This window comes from Pseudomonas sp. Pf153 (assembly GCF_001269775.1).
GTDB lineage: Bacteria > Pseudomonadota > Gammaproteobacteria > Pseudomonadales > Pseudomonadaceae > Aquipseudomonas > Aquipseudomonas uvaldensis.
Genome location: NZ_LHVL01000030.1, coordinates 935021 through 956627 on the forward strand (window position 1 = coordinate 935021; position 21607 = coordinate 956627).

Genomic DNA, 21607 nt, shown 5'->3' on the forward strand with positions numbered 1-21607 from the left:
GCTTGTTCCAGCTGGGCAATACGTTCGGTAGACACAACAGACAGCCTGAAGGTAGGGAGCCTGAGCTTAGCAAGATATCAATAGGCCACCAACCATAGGCGCTGAACGGTCGCTTCAGCCCCCTTGTTAACCCGTGTCAGGTCGTCTCCTTCGACGGTCAGGGCCCTGGCCTGGTCATTGAAGTCGAACGCAGCTCTGGAAGACGTTGTAGGGAGGCTTCAATGGGTAAGTCGACTATCGAGGCCCTCAGGACTTATCCCGGTAATACTCCGCCATGTAATCCACGAACACCCGGACCTTGGCCGGCAGGTTCCGGGCATGAGGGTACAGCGCATAGTAATGCCTCGAACCCAAAGTGTAGTCGGGCAGGATCCGGACGAGTCTTCCAGCCAGCAGGTCATCCTGCACCGTCGCCAGGGTAAACGCGGCAATGCCTCCGCCCGCCAAAGCGCAGGCGTGCAAGGCCGTGATGGTGTCGGTGTTGAATGAGCTGGCGCAATCCCAGGCCATCGACCCTCCTTCCTCACTGACCATCGTCCATTGGGTGGCCGATGCGTAAGTCAGGAGCCGATGCTCGTTGAGTTCAGCGACCTTTCGAGGCAGACCGTGTTTGAACACATAGGCCGGCGATGCAACCAACACCATCGCAGACACGCTGAGCAAGCGGGCCACCAGGCTGCTGTCGGCCAGCGGCCCGCAGATCCGTAAAGCCACGTCGACTCCCTCGGCCACCAGATCGACAAGCGGATCCGAGCAGGACAGGTCAACCTGGATGTCCGGATAACGCTGCTGGAAAGCCGGCAACCAGCGGGCCAGTTCCAGCGTGCCGATCACCAGCGGAGCGCTGATGCGAAGCAGTCCTGAAGGACGTTCCTGCTCCTGTGTAGCAACGCGGGACGCGGCCTCGACCCGGTCCAGGATATCCACGCATGCGGTGTAGTACCGTTCCCCGGCAGCGGTAAGACTCATGCGCCGGGTATTGCGATTGATCAGGCGCACGCCCAGCGCGGATTCCAATTGCTGCAACTGGCGCGACACCGAGGAATGCGTGGTGTCCAGCCGCTGGGCCGCCGCAGAAAACCCCCGGGCCTCCACAATGCAGCGGAAAACGCGCATGGCGAGCATCTGATTCATGGCTTTCAGCGCACCGGGAGCTGAAGAATCTGAGCGGTGGTCATGACATCACCGAATGTGTCTTCGACTTCGGCCAGTGCGGCCTTGTGCAAGGCATCCTTGTCGATGACATCGCCATTGGCCCGGGTAATGGCGCGGGTGGCCGATGCATCGGAAGCGACCAGCACGTTGAAATCCTGAGGCGCCGCGTCGCGGGCGGCCCCCGCTACACAGGCGTGGGTCATGAGGCCCGAGATGATCAGGCTTTTAATGCCGGCGTGCTTCAAACGCTTGTCCAGGTCGGTACTGCCAAAGACGCTGACAGTGGTTTTCTGCAACACCCCATCCTTGGCTCGGGGTTGCATGTCCGGGTGGAATTTCACGGTTTCGCCGTCCACGGCAAACACCGCCGAACCTGCGGGCGCGATGTGCTGGATGTGATAGACCGGCATTTTGTGTTCATCGGCGAATTCGATCAGCTCACGGGCTTTGCCCAGCGCCGCGGCGCCATCAGGAATCGGCATCTTACCGGTGAAGTATTCGTTCTGAAAATCGATGACCAGTAACGCGGTTTTACCGGCAGGCAACTGGCTGACCGGCCCCGCACCCGACATGGCACGGAGGGTGGGGTGGACTTCAGCCAGCGCACCGGCGCTGGCGACAATCCCGGAAAATGCACAGGCGCAGAGGAAAAGGCGGGTGAAACGTTGCATGGGGAATTCCTTCTGAATAGGTGAATGAAGGAATGCTAGGGGGTTGGTTCGTGGGGGAACACAGCGCGGACGGAACATAACTTGTTTGATATTCGCACAAACAAGTCATCAGATAGAGTCAAGAAGTCTGCGGCTTGATTGCCCGCCCACCAACGACCACCCGTTTACCAACCCTTTCCCCCACCTCCAACGCCTGCCCATCCCGCTGCTTTCCCTGCCGTGCCAAGCCCACCAGCCGGGGAATCAAATCCCCCTCCGGCAGGTGCTGCCAGAAGCGTCCTGGCATGTGCTGGCGCAGCGCCTGGGGATTGAGCCTCGCCGGGTTGAAGGTGTGCCGATAATAGGTGCGCCACAACTCGGCGCCCGGGTCTTCGGCGTGGCACGCCCATTGTTGCCACTGCTCAGGACAACGGCGCCGGTAGTCCAGCGCCTGGCCGTCGAAGCGGATGCCATCGCGTGGCGTTGCGATCAGCCAGCGCTGCTTGCCCAATCGCTCGGCAAAATGGCCGCTCGCGCTTTCGAGGATGTCATGGGCCGGCTCATGAAAGGACACCAGGTCCAGTTGCAAGTGCTCAGCCACGTCCTGCGGCAAGGGTATGAAGCGCACGAAGGCATGCAGGTGATGAGCCTCACGACTGACCTGCCTGATCCGCCTTTGCAGTTCGCTGCCCAAGCGGTCGCCAGCGAGCATGGCCGTGCGGTCGCCATGGGCGACACGCCAAAGCACTTCGTACAGCAAGCTCCAGCGTTGCTCGCCCCGGTAACGACCGGCTTGTTCGAGCTGGCTCAACAAGGCCGCGGGCACTCGCGTGCGGAACGGTCCGGGGCTCGACGGAAGCGGCGTCGGCACGGCCAGCAGGTCGGTGACGGGGCCTTGGGTCCAGCTTACTTCAGCGGGATCGATCCCATGGCCGAGCAGCGTCCGCGCCTGATCGCGCCACGTGCGAAAATCGTCGTCGCAATCCAGCGCGATCATGCCCACAACCCCATCTGCACGGGTCGCTGCGGTTCACGCAAACGTGCTCGCAGCAGGCCGCTGCGCATACTTGCTTCGGCAGGCCGGTAGTCGCTGGTGACAATGAACGGCCGCGCCTTTTCCAGTATGCAACGCAGTTGAACCAGGTCGTCATAGCGGACTCGTCTTTCTCGGCGAAGGGCCACCAATCGTTGCACGCTGCGCAGACCGATACCCGGAATTCGCGCCAACAGGGCTGGCTCGGCGCGGTTGATGTCCAGCGGGAAGACCTCGCGATTGGCCAGCGCCCAGGCCAGCTTGGGGTCGATGTCCAAGTCCAGATTGCCGGCGTCCCTCAGCAGTTCGCCGGCCTTGTAGCCATAACCGCGCATCAGGAAATCGGCCTGATAGAGCCTATGTTCACGCAGCAACGGAGGTGCGGCCAAAGGTACACTCGCCGGGCTGTCGGGGATCGGGCTGAACGCCGAATAATAGACCCGACGCAAGCCGTAGCCCTGGTAAAGCGACTCGGCATTGCTCAGGATGGCGCGGTCGTCAGTTGAATCGGCTCCGACAATCACTTGGGTACTCTGCCCGGCCGGGGCAAATCGAGGCGCCCGTGGCTCGTCGGCTACGGCCTGATGCCCCAAATGGATGGTGCCCATGGCCTGCCGGATCGTCTTCAATTGCTTTTCAGGCGCAAGGCGCTTGAGGCTCACCTCGGACGACAATTCGATGTTCACACTCAATCGATCGGCCAACCGCCCCGCCTCCTCGATCAACAGCGGATCGGCGTCGGGAATGGTCTTGAGATGGATATAACCTCGGAACTGGTGCTCTTCGCGCAACAAGCGCGCCACACGTACCAACTGCTCCATGGTGTAGTCGGCCGAACGGATGATGCCGGAACTCAGGAACAGGCCGCTGATGCAGTTGCGCCGATAGAAGTCCAAGGTCAGGCGCACCACCTCCTCCGGCGAAAAACGCGCCCTTGGTACATTGCTGGAACGGCGGTTGACGCAATACTGACAGTCGTACAGGCAGAAATTGGTCAGCAGCACTTTCAACAAGGAGACACAGCGCCCATCGGGCGTGTAGCTGTGACAAATGCCCATCCCGTCCGTGGCGCCCAGCCCATCACGGCCTCGCGAACTACGCTTGGGGGCACCGCTGCTGGCGCAGGAGGCATCATACTTGGCAGCATCAGCCAGAATGCCGAGCTTGGCGATCAGTTGCATGGGGAAACCTCTATACTGGATATAAACACAGTATTTGGCGCCGCACCGCAATGCAAGCGCCACCGATCACCTCAGCGCTCTGATTCGTTTTTGGGCCCCGCTTTCGGATGGGTTATAATCGGCTCATCCACGCGATTTGAGGTCCAGCCCAATGGGCGATATCAGCCTTGAAACCAAGAAGGCCTACGCGGCCAGAACCCGCAGGTCGAACTATGCGGCCAGCCTGCGCCTGGAAGGCTTCAAAGTGACCTTCACCGAAGGCGAGTACAAGATGCCAACCCGTGAAGAAGTCCTGAAGACCTACACCAAGACCCGCACCTGATGCCTGACAAATATGGAGTCGGCGAAGACGCCTACTGCTACCCCGGCTCCACTGTCCTGCGCAACAAACTCGATATCCGCGACGAAACCACCCTGAGCGAAGCCGAACAACAACTCACGGCCATCGCGGCGGACGATGTCGAATTCAACCCGCCCCCTTACGACCTCGCTTATCTTCAAAACATCCATCGACGACTGTTCTCGGACTTGTACGAATGGGCCGGGGAGTTACGGACCGTTGGGATGGCCAAGCAGGACACGCGCTTCTGCCAACCCGCCTTCATGGCCCAGGAGGCCAGCAAGATATTCAAGAGAATGGCCACGGCAAATTGGTTCGAAGGCATGAACCGAGCGGATCTGATCGTCGCCGTCGCCGATGCCTATTCCGATATCAATGTTATCCACCCCTTCCGCGAAGGCAACGGTCGCAGCCAGCGCATCCTTTTTGAACACCTGATCATGAACGCCGGATTTGAAATCAGTTGGTGGAACATTGAGAAGGACGAATGGCTCCTTGCAAATATCGCTGCTTACAACTGCGTGCTCGAGCCGATGGAAAAAGTGTTCAAAAAGTGCATTGGTCATGCAATCGTATGAATCGGGATCGCGTAGCCGCCTTCAGAAGCTCTTTCGAAGCGCAGCACAGTCCTTCGGCCCACAGCATGCGGAGCCGGGATGATCCGTTGAAAAAATAATGATTCTGAATCCAGGCTGGCGCCTATGAGGCAGGAAATAAAGGATGAGGAGCCAGCCCTAAATTGGCTACGCAACTGCTTTGTTGAGGCCATTCAGTGCATGCCTCAATGACCAAAAGTCAGCCTGAAAGGGATGGGCCTTTTAGTTCGACCTGATTGCCATCGGGGTCGAAGCAATAGATTGATGGTCCATTCCCCTCAGCGCCGTATCGGGTGACCGCCTTATCAGCCTTGATTCCAGCCGCATGCAAGAAACCAAGAATGCGGTCTTCATCGAACGGAGCAATTCGCAGACAGAAGTGATCAACGTTCCGGTGTTGGGGGTCTGCAAGACCGCCACCTTGAAGGCCCAGCACGCCTCGTGCATCCACCAAATCAATCATCGATGCGCCAGCGCCCAGATGGATCATGCCGAGGTCGTCCCGTCGCTTTTTAATCTGGCACCCCAACATTTGGCTATAAAAGTGCAGGCTCGCTTGCATGTCCTGGACACGCAAGACGATATGATCCAAGTGCTTTATTTCAAACGGAAGCATAGTCCTACCTCCTTTGGAGTGTTGGCCTCTTGTCGGCGAATTCGTAGGAAATCGATTGTTCTCACGAAGCTTATTCGTCAGACGAATTATGCAAATCTTAAGATATCAATTCTTGCCTTCCATGCGGTGCAGCAGCCCGGTGCCCATTACTGAGGCTGTCCCAGGTGTTTGATCCATGCCAGCTTACGGTCGAAGGTCTGGCTTTCCTGATAAACTGTCCTCCCGTCCGGAAACCCAGTAAAGCCCGTGAACATTAGTCCATCTCGTTCTGAACTATCTCGCCGCTTCAGTGTGGCCCCGATGATGGATTGGACCGACGCCCACTGTCGCTTCTTCCTACGCATCCTGTCCAAAAACGCCCTGCTCTACACCGAAATGGTCACCACCGGTGCGCTGCTCAACGGCGACCACGAGCGTTTTTTGCGTCACCATGAATCCGAGCACCCGTTAGCGCTTCAGTTGGGAGGCAGCGTTCCCGCCGATCTGGCGGCCTGCGCACGCATGGCCCAGGACCATGGCTATGACGAAGTGAACCTCAACGTCGGCTGTCCCAGCGACCGGGTGCAGAACAACATGATCGGCGCGTGCCTGATGGGGCATCCGGGGTTGGTGGCCGATTGCGTGAAGGCGATGCGCGATGCGGTGTCGATTCCGGTGACGGTCAAGCATCGGATCGGGATCAATGGGCGTGACAGCTATGAGCAGTTGTGCGAGTTCGTGGCAACGGTGCGTGACGCCGGCTGCACGAGCTTCACGGTGCATGCCCGGATCGCAATTCTGGAGGGGCTTTCACCGAAGGAGAACCGCGACATCCCGCCTTTGCGATACGACGTGGTGGCGCGACTGAAGGCGGACTTTCCAGAGTTGGAGATTGTGCTCAATGGCGGCATCAAGACGCTGGAGGCGTGTCATGAGCATTTGCAGACCTTCGACGGTGTGATGCTCGGGCGCGAGGCGTATCACAACCCTTATCTGTTGGCCGAGGTGGACAGCCAGCTGTTCGGCAGCACCGCGCCGATCATCAGCCGCGCCGAGGCATTGGCGCAGTTGCGACCCTACATCGCCAATCACTTGTCCCGCGGGGGGGCGATGCATCACGTCACCCGCCATGTACTGGGTCTGGGCACCGGTTTTCCGGGCGCACGGCGCTTCCGGCAGCTATTGTCGGTGGATATTCATAAGACCAAGGATCCGCTGGCGTTGCTGGATCAGGCGGGGCAGTTACTGGAAGGCCGTTAATACGCGCATCTGAGACGAATCGTTCCGAAAATCCCCTGAATTGCAGTTGCATTAATCGCCCGGCTCATCGCCTGCCGCAAGATATTGGATCCATTTGCTCGCGCCTGGCTTCGACAGTATGTAAAACTATTGTGCCATCACCGTTCAAGGACGAATATCACCATGCAAGGGCAGCATCCGCTTATTGAAAAGCTTTTTGAATTTGTCCATGCCGAGCGCGATGCGAACCTTCAGCAACTCTTGCAAACCTGGCAGCGCCCATTACATGAGAAGCTTGAAAAGGGTTTGACCCAAGGTTTCCTATGCCTTGAAAAAGCCGACAAATCCACCTGTCTCTGGGCTTACTTGGATGAGAGCGAATCGCGCTTTCGTGAAGGGGATATGCTGCGCTTGCACCTGGGTGATCCGTCTACCGGATTGTTATGCGCCCGGATGACCTTTGAACGCGAAGAAGAAGGTCGATGGTTACTGAGCGAGAAACTGGCTAATACGGTATGGGATAACTATCAGGGCGGACCTTGCTATGCGGATATGGACGCGCTGGACCTGACGCCTCGCTATGAAAAAGCCCTGGAAGACATCGCCGATTCAATCGATACCGACAATCTGATTATCCCGCTGCTCAGCGATACGCCAGTCATCACCTTCAACGACTCGGATCTGGATTACGCCGAAGATTTCGCCATCAAAAACAAGTGTAACGAGCTTCAAGTCCGGGCGGTTGCCATGGCGTTTGCCACCGAGCAAATTGCTTGCATTCAAGGCCCGCCGGGCACCGGCAAGACTCGGGCGCTGGCTCTGATTGCCCAACTACTGGTCGAGCGTCAGGAGCGGGTATTCGTCACCTCTCACACGCACATGGCCATTAACAATGCCCTGGCAAAAATTGCCGAGCGCAAGATACCGACAGTGAAGATTGGTGGCCGTCCTGAGGATGTAAGCAAAAACGTTGATTGGGCAAGAACACCCGCCGACTGGGAAAAGCTGCCTGTGGACGGAAGCGGCTATGTGATCGGCGCAACGCCGTTCGCCACCTACAGTCAGCTCGAACATTTCAAGTTCGATACAGTGATCTTCGACGAAGCCAGTCAAATCACCCTTCCCCTCGCGCTGATGGCCATGCGCAAAGGCAGACGGTTTATCTTCATTGGAGACCAGAAACAACTGCCACCGGTGCTGTTGTCCCAGTCGATTCTCTCTGGCGAATCGATGTCGATCTTCGGCCGCCTCACTTCGCAGACAGCCGACCATACGATCATGCTGGAAGAGACCTATCGGATGAACCAGTGGCTGACCGAATGGCCGAGCCACAGCTACTACAAAGGCAAGTTACGCGCAGCGGGCCCCAATAAAGAGCGACGCTTCAACTGTGTCGATATCGCGCCCCCGATGGATCGCGTATTTGATCCAGACGCAAGTGCCGTATTTATTCCCACCACTGACAGAACGGCAAAAACCCGCAATTATCGGGACGCCCAGCAGGTACTTGAACTCTGCAAAACCGCCCATGCCATGGGCGTCGAGCTATCGGATATTGGTATTGTCACACCTTACCGGGCTCAGGGCCGAGCGATTCGAACGTTGTTGACGCGTCATTTCGGACGCGAACTCGCCCGTACCATTGTCGCCGATACCGTTGAACGCATGCAGGGACAGGAACGCGAACTGATCATCGTATCATTGGCCACCGGCGACGAGGCGTTCCTGGGTGCTGTCGCAGAGTTTTTTTTCCAGCCTGAGCGCCTGAACGTGTCCATCACCCGGGCCATGACCAAACTGATCATTATCGGGCCCGAGCTGGCTCAGGGAATTGAATGCAGTAACAGCATCACGCAGCGGTGGGCCGATGAGTATTTGGATCTGATTGGTCGATGCCGCAAGGTGGCGCTGCCTCTATGACTCTTTTTATCCCTGAATGGCAGCGCAGCACTGGCGCATATGTTCACGTAAAACGTACGTTGCGCAAACTGGACGATAGCCACGTGGTACGCCAATGCCTCGCTCGCGAAGCCTGGGCACCCGACCTCTTCCTCCAGCATGCGCAACATCAATGGCTGGCCATTGTGTTGTGTGAAATCTCTTTTGAAGCACTGGACCCCGATCAACTGTTCGCTACTACCGAACAGCAGTCTTTTGCAGAGCTGGTTTCACGCCTCGAAGCGACCGAGCCCAACGAGATGCCGACCGGGCAGCGAATCGGCAAACTGATCATCATGTGGAACTGCACGCCCGAACAGACCAAACGCCTGTGGGAGCACTACTCAAGGTCAGGCGGCCCGCGGCTCATGTCCAAAAGCACTTTTCTGGAGTGCGGCCATGAACAACTGGCCAAGTTATTCGGCTCGCTGAGCCACGATGCCAGCGATACGCTCATGGGACATTACTTTCCAGAAGCCGAAATAGCCGGGATCTGCACAACTCGCCGGCATCGCTTGCGAGATAACTCAGCGAAGACCACACGTTATTTCCTGGACACTCAACAAGAATGGGCCAGTAAGTTGGATCTGGAACTGCCTGAGGAGCAAACGCAGACCTTGAATGACTTCTCGGTGCGGCTGGTCAACGGCGTTGCGGGAAGCGGCAAGACGCTGATTGCCGCTAACCGGGCGTTGATCCTGGCGAAGAAATTTCCAGATCAGAAGATATTGATGCTGATCCACAATGTGCCAGTGGTCAAAGACCTCAAGCACCGCCTGAAAAAGGCGAGTCCGGAGGGTTTGCCACGCAACCTGACCATCATGACCGCGCTGGCCTGGATACGGCAGCAATGGGTGAACCATTTCGAACCGCAACCAGAGATGGCATTCCCCAAAACGGTAACCAGCCAAATTGCCCATTATCGAACGTTTTTTCCGAACTTGAAGTCCGCAGATGAGCAACTGCTGGACGAGTTCGATTTCATCAATGAGTCGCTGATTTGCGACGAGCAAGGTTATCTGGATGCCGAACGCGCCGGTCAAGGGTTTGCCTTGCGCAAGGAAGAACGGGTACAAGTGTGGGCGCTCTACACGCAGGTCACTGATGCGCTGCGCAAGCAAGGCTCTCGCCTATGGAGCTCATTGTCCCGGGATTTGTGTCTGACGAAGCTCGACAAACTCGATAAATATCAGCACATCCTCATAGACGAAGCTCAGTTCTTCGCGCCGACCTGGTTCCAACTGGTCAAAAGCACCTTGCTCGACTCCGAGGGCAGCCTGTTTTTATGTGCCGACCCCAATCAGGGCTTTTTGAAAAGCCGACTCAGTTGGAAGCGTGTAGGCCTGGATGTGGCGGGTAAAACCAAGAAGCTTCATCATTCCTATCGAACCACCCAGGCGCTATTGCGGGCAGCAGGTCTTGTCCTGGCCGAATTTACTCAAACCGACCCGGACGATTATCTGCAGCCAGACTTCAATGGCATGGATGAAGGCATCGCCCCGCTATTGATCCAATCAGACACCCCCCAGGATGCGGTTATACAGGCCTGTAACGAAATAACGGAGTACTTGCAAACTGAGCAGATCAATCTTTCGAACATGCTTGTTCTATATGGCCGGGACACCAATAAGAAGCTGCTGTTCAAAGCGCTGAGCGATCGATTCGGCCCGCGTAAAGTCTGGGATCTGAACAGCATGGAGGCTGTCCATGTGGACGCCGATAACCTGCGTGTTTCCACTCTGGACACCGCTACCGGGCTTGAAGCCAGCGTGGTGTTGCTGTTGGGTCTGGAGAAACTCATGAAAGAGACGGCCCAGGCGGGCTTGCTGTCTGCCCAGGAGCGCGAACAGAACTCACGCAAACTCTATATGGCAATGACAAGAGCGGGTCAGCGATTGATCCTGATCTCGACGACGCGGCTGCCAACAAGTATCGCCAGCCTGTTCCTGAACACACAACAAGCATGACCGTCAGGCAATCGTGTTGAACCTGAGGACGGTTTTGGCATCGTATCTACCGGTACTTGCCCCGCCCTTTCAAACAGCCGTTTTTCAGGTTGTTGCCATCGGGGCTTTCGATACTCCTTCATGCCCTTGAGTGGCTGCCGGCCCTCGGGTAATGTCAACAGACCCATAGGACAGAGCACGCACATGACTTCCAAGCTGGAACAACTCAAGCAATTCACTACCGTCGTGGCCGATACCGGTGATTTCGAAGCTATTGCACGTATCAAGCCGGTGGATGCCACTACCAACCCTTCCCTGCTGCTCAAGGCTTCGGCGATGCACGGTTATGCCGAGCTGTTGAACGCCTGTGTGGCGGACTGCAAGGGCGATGTCGGCCTTGCCAGCGACCGTTTTGGCGTGGCGGTTGGCAAAGAGATCCTGAAAGTGATTCCTGGACGTATTTCCACTGAGGTGGACGCACGCCTGTCGTTCGATACCGATGCCATGTTGAAACGCGCCCATCGATTGGTCGATCTCTATGAAAAAGCCGGCGTTGGCCGTGATCGCGTCCTGATCAAGATCGCCTCCACATGGGAAGGCATCCGCGCAGCCGAACAATTGGAGCGCGAAGGCATCCAGTGCAACCTGACCCTGCTGTTTTCCTTCGCTCAGGCCGCTGCCTGCGCCGATGCCGGGGTGTTCCTGATTTCACCGTTCGTGGGTCGCATCTACGACTGGTACAAGAAGGCCAATGGCAACGACTACACCGGCGCCGATGACCCTGGCGTGCAGTCGGTAACCCGCATCTACAACTACTACAAGGCCAATGACTACAAGACCGTGGTCATGGGCGCCAGCTTCCGCAACCTCAACCAGATCGAGCAGTTGGCCGGTTGCGATCGCTTGACCGTCAGCCCGGAGTTGCTGGAAAAGCTGGCCACCGACGAGGGCAAGCTGGAACGCAAACTGGCGCCAGGACAAACCGGCGAAGCGCGCTTGAGCCTCAACGAAGCGCAGTTCCGTTGGCTGTCCAACGAAGACGCCATGGCGACCGAGAAACTGGCTGAAGGTATCCGCCAGTTTGCCCGGGACCAGGAGAAGCTGGAGGCGTTGTTGCAAGCCAAGCTTTGAGCTGATCCGGCGGCATGCAAAAGGGGCGAATCCTGAGGGATTCGCCCCTTTTGCTTTTTGTGGGAGTGGGCTTGCCCGCGAAGAGCCCATCACTCCAATGGATGATTGAGGATCGTCAGCCTCCAGGTCGCTCCAGCGCATTCACCAGATCATGGAAAGCTTCACGATTGGACTCGTTCAGCCCCATCAGGATCTTGTGGGCTTCGAGCACCTTGATCCGCACATCTTCCTCGGATTGGTCCTGATCTGGCAGATCGTCCAGGCACTCGGGGCATGGTATTGGGTCGCCGACGATGTTGAACACCTGATCGAAACCCATCGACTGCAGCAGGCGGGTAATGTCGCTGTGGGTGGTGACGACGGTCGGCAGCAGGCCGACCTTTTGCCGCGACAGGATCGACAATTTGGCCAGCAGGCCGAGGGTGGTGCTGTCGATACTGCGGGTTTCAGTCAGGTCGATCACGATGGCATTGAAGTTCAATGCAGTGAAGATCCGCTCAATAGTCGCATCCAGCGCCGAACACAGGGTCAGACGCACTTCACCGACGAACTTCAGGACAAATGTGCCGTCCTGCTCGGCGAACTGGATTCTACCGGTACTCATCAAAGGTTCCTGCTCAACACTAACAGGGCGATATCATCCGGCATCTCCCCTAGCGTAGCTAATCCAAACACTTGCCGCAGACCTTCCAGGCTGCCGCCCGCAGCACTTACCCGCTCGGGCAAGGCTGCTTCTTTCTCTTTGAGTGTAGGCTCAGACAAAAGATCCAGAATGCCATCAGACATCAGCGTCAAACTGAACACAGGTGGCAACTCCAGTACGTGATCCTCGTAGGTCGCCTCGTTGAACAGGCCTACCGGCAAACCACGTCCTTCCAGATAACGAACACTGTCGGGGGTGTACAACACAGGCAACGGCAGATGGCCGCCGATGCTATAAGTCAACAAACCCGTTTCCTCGTCGATGACTCCACCGACCATGGTGACATGTTTACCCAGCTTACAGCTGATCAGGCCCCGGTTGATATGCCCCAGGACCTCTGACGGCTTGAACTCCGGCAGCGTGCCATTGCGCTTGGACTCGAACAGCAGGCGCGTGGTCATGAACTTCAACAGCACTGTCACGAACGCCGACGAGGCGCCATGGCCGGAGACATCCGCCAGGTAGAACGCCACTCGTCGCTCATCGACCCGGAAATAATCCACGAAATCGCCCGACAGGTATAACGACGGGATGATTTGATGGGCGAAACGGAAGCCGTCCACGGCCCAGGGACTGACCGGCAACATGTTCATCTGCACCTGCCGCCCGGCGTTCTGGTCCTCCTGCAGCAGGTTCAAGCTGGCTTCCAACTCACGGTTGGCGGTTTCCAGTTTCTCGCGGTAGCGCTGGTTTTCCACCAACAGGCGCGAACGGTCCAGGGCCCGGCGCACGGAATGTTCGAGCACAGCCAGGTCTTCGAGGGGCTTGATCAAGTAATCCGCCGCGCCCAGGCGCAAGGCCTCGACCGCGTCGTTCATCACGCCCGCGCCCGAGACCACGATGACCGGTGTCTGTGCGGAAATCTCGGTAACCTGACGAATGAGTTCGAGTCCGCCCATCTGCGGCATACGTAGATCGCAGATGACCAGGTCGGGCTTGTCTTGCTCGAACACCTGGAGACCCTGTTGGCCGTTACTGGCCTGCAGGACGCTGAAACCACTGTCTTCCAAGTAGGCAGCGAGGCTGGCTCGCACCACTTCGTCATCATCGATTATCAGCAGCGTGGCACTGGTTTTTGGCATGTGGGCAAACGGCGCCAGAATTGGGTTGGCGTAGCAGGCTGGGCTGTCGGGCCGGGCACACACTACTGGATTCGCTTTCTAGCCTCTCTGTCGTACAGGTTTCAGGCCTTTGGCCTACACACCATTACATCAGAGGTGCCCTTCTAAGGCGCAGACGGTACTCCCATCCGCGGGGCGTTTCAAGCTCATGCAGATCGCCGCTCGCCCTCTTTATTTGTCAAAGTACAGAGAGTTATAAGAACCGAGCGAAGCGTAACTCAATGGAAGGACAAATCCCCAAAAACACGAAGGGCGGCCCGTCAAGCCGCCCTCAAACAGAGTCGAAGATCAGAAATCGTCTTCGACTTGGCCGTCCTTGACCTTGAATTCGCGGTTTTGCAAGAAAGCGTTGCGGATGAACACGTATTTGTCGCCGCTCACCAATTTTTCGGCCGACAGCAGGCTCGCGCGGGTGTCGACAATGTTCAGGCCGAAAATCGAATTACGCACCGAGACGTTATCGATATAGGGATAGGGGGTGGTGTAGCTGTCCACGAACCTGGCCGGCGCATCACGCAAGGTGCTGGGGCCCAGCAGCGGCAGCATCACGTATGGACCGCTACCAACGCCCCAGTAGCCCAGGGTCTGGCCGAAGTCTTCGTCATTGCGCTGCAGGCCCATCTTGGTGCCCACGTCGAAGAAGCCCAACAGGCCGAAGGTGGTGTTGAAGATCAATCGGGCAGTGTCGACTCCGGCGGCGGCCGGCTTGCCTTGCAGCACATCGTTGGCCAGGTTGCCCACGTCACCGATGTTGCGGAACATGTTATGGATGCCGTCTTCCAGGAATTGCGGCGTCACGTATTGATACCCCTGCGCCAGCGGCTTGAGCGCATAAGTATCGACAGTGTCGTTGAAGGTGAAGATCGGACGGTTGATGCTTTCCCAAGGGTCGTCTTCCGTAGCGGCCTGGGAGGCGAACGGTACCAGCAGGACACTCGCGGAAAGACACAGCTGAGCTAGACGATGGCTCCAGCGCATAGGGGAAAACTCCTTGGATGATTCAGGCTAGGGCGCCAAGCCCAGGCGGTGAGGCCGCTAGTATAAAGCGGAACGTGCCGATAGGCAGCATAGGAATAAGAACCTGCCCGTAGGACATTTCCTGCATCAAACGCGTTCATTTCAATGTCACCGGACTGTCATGGAGGGCCGGTAGGCTCCCGGTTATTTCAAGGACGTTCCCATGCCTCGCGCCGAAGCTCTGCCCCTCCCCGTCCTCGACCTCACCGCCGTATTGTTTGGCCTGAGCGGGTGCCTGGTAGATTTCGGGGCACGCGCTCGCCAGCCTGGAGCAACGTCGGCCGAGCATGCGCAACCGACACCCGGTGCGCTCGAAAGCCTGCATCGCTTGCAGCTTCAGGAGATCCCCTGCGCCTGGCTCGATGAACTGCCCCCCAGCGTCAGTCATGGCCTGGCGGCTTCGTTGCCAGCATGGATCAAGCCTCCGCAACTTCCTGCAACAAATAATCCGTGGCCTGCTCCTCACGCCTGCTGGCAAGCATTGATGGCGCTGAATGTCCAGCAATTGGACGGATGCGTACTGGTCAGCGGTGAACCCGGATTATTGCAGTCGGGGCTCAACGCCGGCTTGTGGACCATCGGACTCGCCTCCTGTGGCTCGCTGTGCGGCCTGACGCCCGGCGAGTGGCAAGCCCTGAGCGAGCAACAACGAGAAGCCAGGCGAGCCAAGGCAACGGTTCAGATGTTCAGCCTGGGTGTACATTCAGTGATCGACCATCTGGGAGAACTCGACACCTGCCTGGCCGATATCTGCCAACGTCGATTCAAAGGCGAGAAGCCCTGACCCTGATCATGCAGCAGGCGTGAGGGTGGATTACTCTTAAGGCAAGCCACGGACTTTTGACGCACCGTCGCGGTCCATGGCTGTGCCGATCAATAAGGAGTACGCCATGCCTGGCCGCGAAGAACTGCTAGAAAAGCTCAACAACCTGCGCGTTCAATTGGATCAGGACCCGCCACTTTCTGAACCGGACCGCGAGCACCTGCAACAGCTGATGAGCCAGATCGAGGCCGAAATTCCGCTGGAAAATACCCTTCAGGACACCAGCCTGGTCGACGGCGTGAACCTGGCCGTGGAACGATTCGAAATCAGTCACCCTGCCGTTGCCGGAACGCTGCGCAATATCATGCTGACGCTGGGCAATATGGGTATCTGATCAGTCTCACCAGCGGGACACGAACCTGCAATGACCTCTTGTGGGAGCAAGCCTGCTCGCGATTGCTCCCACACATTCAACATCGAGGCAAGCTGATCCGGCGCTTTCGCGGGCTGGCTCGCTCCCGCAGAATTCTTATTGACGAACCAGGCGATGGTTCGGCAACTGCACCGTTTCTGTGCTGCGATAGGGATTGATGTCCAGCCCACCCCGGCGTACATACCGCGCATACACCGTCAATTTCTCCGGCTTGAGCAAGCGCTGCAGGTCGAGAAAGATCCGCTCAACGCATTGTTCATGGAAATCCGAATGCTGGCGAAAGCTGACGATGTAGGCCAACAAGCTGGCGTGATCCAGAGCCGCGCCGCGATATTCCACCGCCACGCTGCCCCAGTCCGGCTGGCTGGTGACTGGGCAGTTGGATTTGAGCAAGTGGCTGTACAGGCTTTCCTCGACGATGCGCGACGCGTCGCAACGCAGCAATTCCGGACGCGGATGCGCGTAAGAATCGACGCTGATGTCCAGGTCATCGATGCACGTGCCGGGCAGTGCCACCACACCTTCACTTTCCACGTCCTCGAGGCTGCGAATCCGCACCTCCACCGGTTTGCCGGCCGCGGCCGACAAGTCCTCGCGCAAGGTCGCTTCCAGGCTTGCGTTATCGGCGAACGGAGTCTGGTTCAAGGAATTGAGGTACAGCTTGAAGGACTTGGACTCAATGATGTTGGGAGAGTCCGCCGGGATCGCGAATTCACCGATCGCCACCACTGGTTTGCCGGAGGGTAATAACCACGACAGCTCGAAACAGTTCCAGAAATCCACGCCCTTGTACGGCAGGGTTTCGGCCGTCAGGCCCAGCTCTGCCCATTTCGCGGTGCGCGGGATCGGGAACAACAGTGACGGCGTGTACGTGGCGATGTATTCGCTGGACTTGCCCAGCGGCGAGTGTTCGGCTGCGGGATGCATGACGGAAACCTGACTGAAGAATCAGCGGATTCTATCAGCCTTTACCGCAGCCTTTGAGTGCTTACTGTCTGACGGTCAGGCCCCCTTTCATTCCAGCCTGGTAATGGCCGGGGATATTGCAGGCAAACTCCAGGCGGGTGGCCTGGCTGAACGTCCATGTCAGTTCAGCCGTCTTGCCCGGCTCCACCAATACGCTGTTGGGGTCATCGTGGCGCATACCGGCCTGATCGTGTCCCATCGAGCCGTGAGTCATTGAGCCATGATCCATGGCCGGCGCCATCGCGGTGGGCGTCAATTGCCCGCTTTGTTGCATCTTCAGCATTTCTTGCTGGTGCTCGGCGTGCATCGTCACATCGCCCAGATTGAATTCATGCAACAACTGTCCTTTATTGATCAGCACGAACCGCACGGTTTCGCCAGTCTTGATGTCGAGTTCGCGGGGGTTGAAGGTCATGTCTCCCATGACCACCTCAATGCTGCGGCTCGCCTCGGCAGCCGATGCCGGACGGCCAAATTCAAAATGTCGGCCCGGTGACGCCCACGACGACGCACTGAAGGCCAGCGCACAAGCAGCCACGATCAAACGTTTCCCCATCAACATGTCCATACTCCAATCGGATTAGGTTCAGCCTGTGGGAAACTCTATCCTTACAGCGCTGCCAGTCGGCTGACAGCTCGATTACAACTTTGTCAGCTTGCGTCGCGACGGTACCTGCTGCGGTATAAAGCTGCGTCCAACAATGTCTGGGGCTGTGCATGAAACTGCTGATCGTCGAAGACCAAACGAAAACCGGTCAATACCTGCGCCAGGGCCTGAGCGAAGCCGGGTTCAATGCCGACCTGGTGGCCGATGGCATCACGGGCCAGCAACTGGCCCTGAGCGGCGATTACGCTCTGTTGATTCTCGATGTGATGCTGCCCGGCCGTGACGGCTGGCAGATTCTGCAGGCGGTCCGCGGCGCCGGGCTGGATACACCCGTGCTGTTTCTCACGGCACGAGACGCGGTTCAGGACCGGGTGCATGGCCTGGAGCTGGGCGCCGACGACTATCTGGTCAAGCCCTTCGCCTTTTCCGAATTGCTGGCGCGCGTGCGAAGCCTGTTGCGTCGGGGCAGTTCGACGCCTCTGGAAACCAGCCTGCAACTGGCGGATCTGCGTCTGGACCTGATCCGTCGCCGCGTCGAACGCAGTGGTCGGCGCATCGACCTTACCGCCAAGGAGTTCGCCTTGCTGGAAATGCTCCTGCGTCGACAGGGCGAAGTGCTGCCCAAGTCGCTGATCGCTTCGCAAGTCTGGGACATGAATTTCGACAGTGATACCAACGTCATCGAAGTCGCGATCCGGCGACTGAGGATCAAGATTGACGACGACTTTCCCTGCAAGCTCATTCACACCGTACGCGGCATGGGCTATGTGCTTGAAGAGCGCAGCCTGTGAAAAGCCAGTGGTCATTGAGCAGTCGCCTCGCGCTGTTGTTTGCCGCGTGTACCGCCGTGGTCTCGTTGTTTGCCGGATTGCTGTTCAGCCGCGGCAGCGAGGCGCACTTCATCGAGCTCGATCAACAGCTGCTGGAAGGCAGGCTGATCGGCCTGCGCCGAACCGTACAAGGTCTCGACGCCGAGCAGCTGCGCAGGCGCTTGGAGGACGAACTGAGTCGCCAGTCCGATCTGGCGTTGCGTATCAAGGACAGCAACGGCGTACGCTGGTATGACAGTTCGATCCGGATTCCGGCGCAACTACCGGAAAGACCCGGCCTGTCGACCCTCAGCGACGCGGACAGCGATTATCGGGTGCTCAATGCACCGCTCGATCCCGGTCGTCCAGGCTCGCCGCAACTGACACTGCTGCTGGACATCACGCATCATCAGCACTTCCTGCAACGCATGCAGCGCCTGATCTGGCTGACAGTAGGACTTTCCGCCCTGGCCACCGCCCTGCTCGGTGCCTGGGCCGCACGACGCGCCCTGCGACCTTTACGCCGCATGGGGACAATCGCCGGTAATGTCTCGGCCCGCTCCCTCAACGCCCGCCTGCCCCAGGAACAAATGCCTGCCGAACTGGCCGAACTGGCCCACAGCATCAACGCCATGCTCGCACGCCTCGACGACGCCTTTCAGCGGCTCTCGGCATTCTCCGCAGACATCGCTCATGAGCTGCGCACGCCACTGTCGAACCTGCTGACCCATACCCAGGTCACCCTCACCCGCGAACGCTCCCTGGAGGATTACCGCGAGGCGCTGCACAGCAACCTTGAAGAATTGCAATGGATGGCGCAAATGGTCAACGACATGCTATTCCTGGCCAAGGCCGACCACGGCCTGCTGGCACCCAACCGTGAGCGATTGGCCCTGGCAGAAGAAATCGATGTGCTGCTGGAATTCTTCGCGCCCTTGGCCGAGGACGTCGGTGTCCGGTTGAACCGGGAAGGCGATGGTCGTGTCGAGGGAGACCGCAGCATGCTCCGCCGGGCCTTTTCCAACCTGCTGGACAATGCCTTGCGCTTCACCCCCGCCGACGGCGAAGTGCGAATACGGATCATCGACGGCCCGCATGTGCTGAAAATCCATGTGGAGAACAGCGGCGAAGGCATCCCGGCGGACTTGCTGCCGCGCCTGTTCGATCGTTTCTACCGCGCCGACCCGGCCCGCCAGGAAGGCAGCAGCGAACACGCCGGGCTGGGCCTGGCCATCACCCGCTCGATCATTCGTGCTCACGGTGGGGACATCCATTGTGAATCAGTCGATGGCTGGACGCGGTTCATGATTGAGTTGCCAAAGGCTGATTGAGCACCCACCAACCTGTGGCGAGGGGATTCGTTCCTTCGCCACAGAAAGCTACGTCGACGTCAGGAATACCGCAACGCCTGCGCCGGCTCGGTCTTTGCCGCACGCCAGGCCGGGTAGATCGTGGCGAGGAAGCTCAGGATGAAACCTGCCGAACAGATCAACACCACGTCGCCACGCTGAAGCTCCGACGGCAGGTTGCTGACGAAATAAACGTCGGAACTGAAGATGTGCTGACCACTGACGCGCTCCAGCCAGCCCACCAGCTCACTGACATTCAACGCCGCGATCACACCCAGTACGCCGCCGATCACCGTGCCGACGATACCGATCACTGTGCCCTGGACCATGAAGATCGCCATGATCTGCCGTGGCGTGGCACCGATGGTTCGCAGGATCGCGATGTCCGCGCCCTTTTCGTTCACCACCATGATCAGGGTCGCGATGATGTTGAACGCCGCCACCGCGACGATCATCAGCAACAGCAGTCCGATCATGGTCTTTTCCATTTTCATTGCGCTGAACAGGCTGCCCTGGGTGTGGGTCCAGTCGTCGGCCTTGAACCCGGCGCCCAGACTCGCGGCGATGTCACCGGAAACCTTCGGCGCGGCGTACAGATCCTTCACCGCCAGGCGCACGCTCTGCACCTGGTCCGGCTGCCAGTGCTGCATTTGCGCGGCATCGGCCAGGTGAATCAGCGCCATGGAGCCATCCAGCTCGGCGCCCACCTTGAACACACCCACCACGTTCAGTCGCTGCATGCGTGGAGTGATTCCCCCCGGCGCGGTGCTGACTTCCGGCACGATCAAGGTCAGTTTGTCGCCGACGTTCAAACGGAAGCGCCGAGCCGTGATTTCACCGATCACCACACCATATTCGCCCGGCTTCAGGGCATCGAGACGCCCCTGGACGATATGCTGGGCCACGATGGAGACCTTGCCTTCCTGCGCAGGATCGATACCGCTGATCTGGATCGGCTGCATCGAACCTTTATGACTCAACATGCCTTCCATCTCGGTGAACGGCACGGCGGCCGTTACCTCGGGATTTTTCAGCGCCGCGGCGGCCACCGGCTGCCAATCGTCAATGGGATTGACCCCGACAATGGTGGCGTGGGGCACCATGCCCAGGATGCGCGAGCTCATTTCACGCTGAAAGCCGTTCATCACCGAGAGCACCACGATCATCGCCAGCACACCCAGGGCGAGGCCGATCATCGACGTCATGGAGATGAACGAAACGAAGCGATTGCGGCGCTTGGCACGGGTATAGCGCGTGCCGATAAAGATCGATAACGGTCTGAACATTCGGGGCACCGTAAAAGAATGAATGACCCGGTGCATGCATCCAGCGCCGGGTTCCGGTCGGTCAGATAGGCGTCAGGCAACCTTCCTGCAGATGCAGGACACGATCCATCTGCCGGGCCAGGTTCATGTCGTGGGTGACCACCAGGAAGGCGGTGCGCAACGAGGTACTGAGCTCCAGCATCAGATCCTGAATGCCTTGGGCAGTGTGGGAGTCGAGGTTGCCGGTCGGCTCATCGAGCATCACCAGCCCTGGCTTGTTGACCAGGGCCCGGGCAATCGCCACCCGCTGGCGCTCGCCGCCGGACAGTTCGGCCGGCTTGTGTTCCAGGCGATGCCCGAGACCGACCCTCTCCAGCAACGCGGTGGCGCGCTGACGGGCTTCGGGGATCGCGGTGCGACCGATCAACAGCGGCATGCAGACGTTTTCCAGCGCAGTGAATTCAGGCAGCAAATGGTGGAACTGGTAGACGAAGCCCAGGGAGCGGTTTCGCAGCAAGCCTCGGCCCTTCTCGTTCAACGCGGAAAGCTCCTCGCCCGCCAGCCAGACACTGCCGGCGGTCGGCGTGTCGAGCCCCCCCAACAAGTTGAGCAAGGTACTCTTGCCCGACCCGGAAGTACCGACAATCGCCACGCGCTCGCCGGGATGCAGCTCCAGTTGCAGGCCCGACAACACCACCACCGACTCCGGCCCTTCCTCGTAGGATTTGCTCAGATTGCGGCAGCTCAAGATTGCTTTTTCACTCATGCCC

Annotated in this window: 22 protein-coding genes; 10 read left to right on the top strand and 12 right to left on the bottom strand. The window is 58.5% G+C overall.

The window, feature by feature from the left end:
- Positions 1-246: 246 nt before the first annotated feature.
- From AD666_RS25325 to AD666_RS25340, 4 genes are all read right to left on the bottom strand, one after another.
- Positions 247-1134, bottom strand: coding sequence for a LysR family transcriptional regulator (locus AD666_RS25325; protein WP_053158586.1), 888 nt, complete (start codon positions 1132-1134; stop codon positions 247-249).
- A gap of 5 nt (positions 1135-1139) precedes the next feature.
- Positions 1140-1826, bottom strand: a complete 687-nt coding sequence (locus AD666_RS25330; protein ID WP_053158589.1) for a cysteine hydrolase family protein — start codon at positions 1824-1826, stop codon at positions 1140-1142.
- 118 nt (positions 1827-1944) lie between these two features.
- Positions 1945-2808: a TIGR03915 family putative DNA repair protein gene (locus AD666_RS25335; protein WP_053158592.1), complete on the bottom strand. Its 864-nt coding sequence runs from the start codon at positions 2806-2808 to the stop codon at positions 1945-1947.
- Positions 2799-4019 carry a putative DNA modification/repair radical SAM protein gene (locus AD666_RS25340; RefSeq protein WP_053158596.1) on the bottom strand — a complete coding sequence of 407 codons (1221 nt, stop codon included), beginning with the start codon at positions 4017-4019 and terminating at the stop codon, positions 2799-2801. The genes AD666_RS25335 and AD666_RS25340 overlap by 10 nt, the downstream gene beginning before the upstream one ends.
- Before the next feature lie 151 nt (positions 4020-4170).
- On the opposite strand from AD666_RS25340, the gene AD666_RS26555 reads away from it, so the two are divergent.
- Both AD666_RS26555 and AD666_RS25345 read left to right on the top strand, forming a co-directional pair.
- On the top strand, positions 4171-4341 hold the full coding sequence (locus AD666_RS26555) for a YhfG family protein (RefSeq protein ID WP_156315993.1): 171 nt from the start codon (positions 4171-4173) through the stop codon (positions 4339-4341).
- Positions 4341-4937: a putative adenosine monophosphate-protein transferase Fic gene (locus AD666_RS25345; RefSeq protein WP_053158599.1), complete on the top strand. Its 597-nt coding sequence runs from the start codon at positions 4341-4343 to the stop codon at positions 4935-4937. Before AD666_RS26555 ends, AD666_RS25345 begins: the two co-directional genes overlap by 1 nt.
- Positions 4938-5154: 217 nt before the next feature.
- Here AD666_RS25345 and AD666_RS25350 read toward each other — a convergent pair whose 3' ends face one another.
- Positions 5155-5571: a VOC family protein gene (locus AD666_RS25350; RefSeq protein ID WP_053158602.1), complete on the bottom strand. Its 417-nt coding sequence runs from the start codon at positions 5569-5571 to the stop codon at positions 5155-5157.
- A gap of 246 nt (positions 5572-5817) precedes the next feature.
- Between AD666_RS25350 and dusA the strand changes: the two genes are divergently transcribed.
- The 4 genes from dusA (at position 5818) to tal (ending at position 11804) form a co-directional block, all read left to right on the top strand.
- Entirely contained in the window at positions 5818-6810 is a 993-nt protein-coding gene (dusA, locus tag AD666_RS25355) for a tRNA dihydrouridine(20/20a) synthase DusA (RefSeq protein WP_053158605.1), read from the top strand.
- A gap of 162 nt (positions 6811-6972) precedes the next feature.
- On the top strand, positions 6973-8709 hold the full coding sequence (locus AD666_RS25360; protein WP_053158607.1) for an ATP-binding protein: 1737 nt from the start codon (positions 6973-6975) through the stop codon (positions 8707-8709).
- On the top strand, positions 8706-10694 hold the full coding sequence (locus AD666_RS25365; RefSeq protein WP_053158609.1) for a UvrD-helicase domain-containing protein: 1989 nt from the start codon (positions 8706-8708) through the stop codon (positions 10692-10694). Before AD666_RS25360 ends, AD666_RS25365 begins: the two co-directional genes overlap by 4 nt.
- 183 nt (positions 10695-10877) lie before the next feature.
- Positions 10878-11804, top strand: coding sequence for a transaldolase (gene tal / locus AD666_RS25370; RefSeq protein ID WP_053158612.1), 927 nt, complete (start codon positions 10878-10880; stop codon positions 11802-11804).
- A 115-nt stretch (positions 11805-11919) separates the two neighbouring features.
- Here tal and rssC read toward each other — a convergent pair whose 3' ends face one another.
- From rssC to AD666_RS25385, 3 genes are all read right to left on the bottom strand, one after another.
- Positions 11920-12408 carry an anti-sigma factor antagonist RssC gene (gene rssC, locus AD666_RS25375; protein WP_053158614.1) on the bottom strand — a complete coding sequence of 163 codons (489 nt, stop codon included), beginning with the start codon at positions 12406-12408 and terminating at the stop codon, positions 11920-11922.
- Positions 12408-13589: a two-component system response regulator RssB gene (gene rssB, locus AD666_RS25380; protein WP_053158617.1), complete on the bottom strand. Its 1182-nt coding sequence runs from the start codon at positions 13587-13589 to the stop codon at positions 12408-12410. Before rssB ends, rssC begins: the two co-directional genes overlap by 1 nt.
- A gap of 327 nt (positions 13590-13916) precedes the next feature.
- The gene (locus tag AD666_RS25385; RefSeq protein WP_053158619.1) at positions 13917-14606 is read right to left on the bottom strand and encodes a VacJ family lipoprotein; all 690 of its coding nucleotides are present in this window, start codon (positions 14604-14606) and stop codon (positions 13917-13919) included.
- A 202-nt stretch (positions 14607-14808) separates the two neighbouring features.
- Here AD666_RS25385 and AD666_RS25390 point away from each other — a divergent pair, with 202 nt between their 5' ends.
- Entirely contained in the window at positions 14809-15429 is a 621-nt protein-coding gene (locus AD666_RS25390) for a hypothetical protein (protein WP_053158622.1), read from the top strand.
- A gap of 106 nt (positions 15430-15535) precedes the next feature.
- The gene (locus tag AD666_RS25395) at positions 15536-15802 is read left to right on the top strand and encodes a DUF4404 family protein (protein ID WP_053158624.1); all 267 of its coding nucleotides are present in this window, start codon (positions 15536-15538) and stop codon (positions 15800-15802) included.
- A 135-nt stretch (positions 15803-15937) separates the two neighbouring features.
- On the opposite strand, the gene queF is transcribed toward AD666_RS25395, so the two are convergent.
- Positions 15938-16768, bottom strand: coding sequence for an NADPH-dependent 7-cyano-7-deazaguanine reductase QueF (gene queF, locus AD666_RS25400; RefSeq protein WP_053158627.1), 831 nt, complete (start codon positions 16766-16768; stop codon positions 15938-15940).
- Between the two features lie 61 nt (positions 16769-16829).
- Positions 16830-17369: a plastocyanin/azurin family copper-binding protein gene (locus tag AD666_RS25405; protein WP_053158630.1), complete on the bottom strand. Its 540-nt coding sequence runs from the start codon at positions 17367-17369 to the stop codon at positions 16830-16832.
- Positions 17370-17524: 155 nt separating this feature from the next.
- Between AD666_RS25405 and AD666_RS25410 the strand changes: the two genes are divergently transcribed.
- Both AD666_RS25410 and AD666_RS25415 read left to right on the top strand, forming a co-directional pair.
- Entirely contained in the window at positions 17525-18205 is a 681-nt protein-coding gene (locus AD666_RS25410; RefSeq protein WP_053158633.1) for a heavy metal response regulator transcription factor, read from the top strand.
- Positions 18202-19554 carry a heavy metal sensor histidine kinase gene (locus tag AD666_RS25415; protein ID WP_053158636.1) on the top strand — a complete coding sequence of 451 codons (1353 nt, stop codon included), beginning with the start codon at positions 18202-18204 and terminating at the stop codon, positions 19552-19554. Before AD666_RS25410 ends, AD666_RS25415 begins: the two co-directional genes overlap by 4 nt.
- 59 nt (positions 19555-19613) lie before the next feature.
- Here AD666_RS25415 and AD666_RS25420 read toward each other — a convergent pair whose 3' ends face one another.
- A complete protein-coding gene (locus AD666_RS25420; protein WP_053158639.1) occupies positions 19614-20858 on the bottom strand; it encodes a lipoprotein-releasing ABC transporter permease subunit in 1245 nt (414 codons plus the stop codon).
- 61 nt (positions 20859-20919) lie between these two features.
- Positions 20920-21603 (bottom strand): lipoprotein-releasing ABC transporter ATP-binding protein LolD, encoded by a 684-nt coding sequence (gene lolD / locus AD666_RS25425; RefSeq protein WP_172679671.1) that lies wholly within the window; start codon positions 21601-21603, stop codon positions 20920-20922.
- Between the last annotated feature and the right edge of the window lie 4 nt (positions 21604-21607).

Coding starts and splice junctions, on each gene's coding strand:
- AD666_RS25350 (WP_053158602.1), bottom strand. CDS start 5,571: ATGCTTCCGTTTGAAATAAAGCACTTGGATCATATCGTCTTGCGTGTC.
- lolD (WP_172679671.1), bottom strand. CDS start 21,603: ATGAGTGAAAAAGCAATCTTGAGCTGCCGCAATCTGAGCAAATCCTAC.
- AD666_RS25410 (WP_053158633.1), top strand. CDS start 17,525: ATGAAACTGCTGATCGTCGAAGACCAAACGAAAACCGGTCAATACCTG.
- AD666_RS25325 (WP_053158586.1), bottom strand. CDS start 1,134: ATGAATCAGATGCTCGCCATGCGCGTTTTCCGCTGCATTGTGGAGGCC.
- AD666_RS25395 (WP_053158624.1), top strand. CDS start 15,536: ATGCCTGGCCGCGAAGAACTGCTAGAAAAGCTCAACAACCTGCGCGTT.
- AD666_RS25365 (WP_053158609.1), top strand. CDS start 8,706: ATGACTCTTTTTATCCCTGAATGGCAGCGCAGCACTGGCGCATATGTT.
- AD666_RS26555 (WP_156315993.1), top strand. CDS start 4,171: ATGGGCGATATCAGCCTTGAAACCAAGAAGGCCTACGCGGCCAGAACC.
- rssC (WP_053158614.1), bottom strand. CDS start 12,408: ATGAGTACCGGTAGAATCCAGTTCGCCGAGCAGGACGGCACATTTGTC.
- AD666_RS25340 (WP_053158596.1), bottom strand. CDS start 4,019: ATGCAACTGATCGCCAAGCTCGGCATTCTGGCTGATGCTGCCAAGTAT.
- queF (WP_053158627.1), bottom strand. CDS start 16,768: ATGCATCCCGCAGCCGAACACTCGCCGCTGGGCAAGTCCAGCGAATAC.
- AD666_RS25345 (WP_053158599.1), top strand. CDS start 4,341: ATGCCTGACAAATATGGAGTCGGCGAAGACGCCTACTGCTACCCCGGC.
- tal (WP_053158612.1), top strand. CDS start 10,878: ATGACTTCCAAGCTGGAACAACTCAAGCAATTCACTACCGTCGTGGCC.
- AD666_RS25330 (WP_053158589.1), bottom strand. CDS start 1,826: ATGCAACGTTTCACCCGCCTTTTCCTCTGCGCCTGTGCATTTTCCGGG.
- AD666_RS25385 (WP_053158619.1), bottom strand. CDS start 14,606: ATGCGCTGGAGCCATCGTCTAGCTCAGCTGTGTCTTTCCGCGAGTGTC.
- AD666_RS25405 (WP_053158630.1), bottom strand. CDS start 17,369: ATGTTGATGGGGAAACGTTTGATCGTGGCTGCTTGTGCGCTGGCCTTC.
- AD666_RS25390 (WP_053158622.1), top strand. CDS start 14,809: ATGCCTCGCGCCGAAGCTCTGCCCCTCCCCGTCCTCGACCTCACCGCC.
- rssB (WP_053158617.1), bottom strand. CDS start 13,589: ATGCCAAAAACCAGTGCCACGCTGCTGATAATCGATGATGACGAAGTG.
- AD666_RS25360 (WP_053158607.1), top strand. CDS start 6,973: ATGCAAGGGCAGCATCCGCTTATTGAAAAGCTTTTTGAATTTGTCCAT.
- AD666_RS25420 (WP_053158639.1), bottom strand. CDS start 20,858: ATGTTCAGACCGTTATCGATCTTTATCGGCACGCGCTATACCCGTGCC.